Here is a 2287-nt window from a genome sequence, read left to right on the forward strand (position 1 = left end):
GCTCGGCGAGCCCGGCGGCCACCGCCAGCCGCACGGCATGGCGGCCTGTCTCGCCGGTCGGCGTCAGGTTGGCGCGCACGGTCAGGGCGGTCCATGTGATCTCGTCCTGCGCGACGGGCACGGTGGCGGGTCCGCCTGGCCTGCTCTCCGCCGTCGCGCGCACGGAAACCGCGTCGAGGCGGGTCAGGATGCCGCCGACGGCTCGCAGCTGTCCCAGGACTGCCTCGGCGGTCCATTCCCAGCGCGTGTCCGGGGCGACAACCGGCGCGGGCAGAAGCCGGCACAGCTCGCGGACCAGCGCGGCCCGATCGGCTTGCCGGGCGCTCAGCGCGCCCGCGACGGCATCCAGGGCCCGTGCGGTGTCGGCGGCGAAGCCGCGGGCGGCCCCGGAGGGGTCGTCGGGCGCGTGCTCCGCCAAGGCCGCGAGTGATGCGCGGATGCGCTCCGCCAGCTCGAGCAGGTCGAGGTAGTCCATCCGCACGGCCTGTGGCAACAGCGGATTGGGGTCGGCCAGCAGGGCGGTGGCCGGGAAGGCGGTCGGCGGCGGCGGGTCGAATCGCCCGGCGGCCAGGCCGCGCGCATAGGACGCCAGATCGCGGTACGACTCGGCCAGCGCGGTGCGCTCAGTCGTCCCGCGCCGCAGCGTCCAGGACAAGGCGACCAGAGCGCCCTGGAACAGCCCTCCGGCCAGCACCAGGCCGGCCCGCAGTGCGGCCTCCGACGGCCCGAGCGGGATACCGACTGCGATCATCAACGCGACGGACCACTGGAGTACTACGACGCTCATCCGCGGTCCCAGGCAGACGGCCAATCCGGTGACGTATCCCCAGAGCATGACGGCAGGCACCAGCAGCCAAGGGGCGGCCGCCGCGGTGGCCGCGCCCACGAAGGTGGACACGGCCATGCCGATGCTCGCCGCCGCCACAGCCGCCACGCGGGTGCGGGCCACGCCGTGGAAGGACACGAACCCGGCGGGCTGCGCTCCCAGAGCCGCGAACGCGCCGTACTCCAGCTGCCCGCCGGCCGCCCCTGCCGCGAGGGGGACCACCACGCCCGAGGCCACCCTGGCCGCGCGCCCGGGCGCGACGGCATCCCAGTGGAACGGCCCGCCCCGCAGCAGGCTCCGCCATCGGGCCGGGGTCAGGCGACGCCCGGTGAGGCGCCGGGCGCGGTGCGGCCGTTTACGCTGTGGATCGGTGCTCATGGTGTGTCATCGGCCGGCGACGATGACGTGGAGGCGGCGTGGTCCGTGGACGCCCTGCACGCGGACCATCTCGATGTCGACGGTGGAGGAGGGGCCGGAGAAGAGGGTGAGCGGTCGGGTCGGGTCCAGGGCGGCGAGTGCTTCGGGGACCGAGCCGACGATCTGCTCCGCGCGGACGACGCAGAGGTGGTAGTCCGGGATCAGCGACAGGGCCCGCCTGCCCATGCCGCTGCCCGCGTCCAGGACGATCGTTCCGGTCTGCGCGATCGCGATCGCGCACATGGTGACGACGCCGTCGGCGTGGTCGAGGGCGTGATGGTCGAGCGGTGGCGTGTCGCGCAGCGGTTCGGCACCGGCGAACCAGGCTTCGGGTATGCCGTCGGGCACGACCAGGCGGCGGATGCCGTCGTTTCGCAGCGTGGTGACGACCGCGGTGTCGAGCTGATCGGAGGTGACCCGTTGGGTGGTCGCGCCGTACTCGCCTAGCCGTTGAATGAACTCCTCGATGTCGGCTGCTGTCTGGGCGCGGTAGTCCCGCGGGATGGCCGGCGGGGGAGCGGCCGCCTGTATGGCCTGGTGGACGCGGGCGAGCACCTCGTCGCGGGGGGAGGCGACGCGGCTCATCGTGTCCTCTTGTGCTGCTTGATCCACCAGTCGCGGAACGACTCGGGCGGGGGAGGCGGCAGGTCCCGTACCGCCGTCCAGCGGGACAGGATCGGCAGCGTGCTGTGGCGGAGGCGGCGCATTAGGGGTGCCATCTTGAGCGCGAGCGACCAGAGGCGGGGGTTGTCCATCACCTTGGCGACGGCGCCGAACAGCGCTTTCTCGGGTGAGGACTTCCGCTCTGCCTGTACGGCGTCGTGGCGGAGCTTGACGAGGATGCTCGGGATGTCGATCTCGACGGGGCAGACTTCGTAGCAGTAGCCGCACAGAGACGAGGCGAACGGCAGCTTGGCGGCATGCTCGACGCCGACCAGTTGCGGCGTGAGCGCCGCGCCGATCGGTCCCGGGTAGACCGAGCCGTAGGCGTGGCCGCCGGTCCGCTCGTAGACCGGGCAGACGTTCAGGCAGGCGGCGCAGCGG

General features: G+C 73.1%; 3 protein-coding genes. All 3 read right to left on the reverse strand.

Going from position 1 to position 2287, the window contains the following annotated elements; translation table 11 throughout:
- Positions 1–1204 (reverse strand): FUSC family membrane protein (locus AB0J09_RS62725; protein ID WP_360713752.1); only part of this gene is annotated, 1204 nt, incomplete at its 3' end.
- 6 nt (positions 1205–1210) lie between these two features.
- On the reverse strand, positions 1211–1828 hold the full coding sequence (locus AB0J09_RS62730) for an LUD domain-containing protein (protein WP_360713754.1): 618 nt from the start codon (positions 1826–1828) through the stop codon (positions 1211–1213).
- Positions 1825–2287: lactate utilisation protein LutB domain-containing protein (locus AB0J09_RS62735; RefSeq protein WP_360713756.1), on the reverse strand; the 463-nt coding region annotated here is incomplete at its 5' end. The genes AB0J09_RS62730 and AB0J09_RS62735, both read right to left, overlap by 4 nt.

Source organism: Nonomuraea sp. NPDC049784 (assembly GCF_040659615.1).
Taxonomy (GTDB): Bacteria; Actinomycetota; Actinomycetes; order Streptosporangiales; family Streptosporangiaceae; genus Nonomuraea.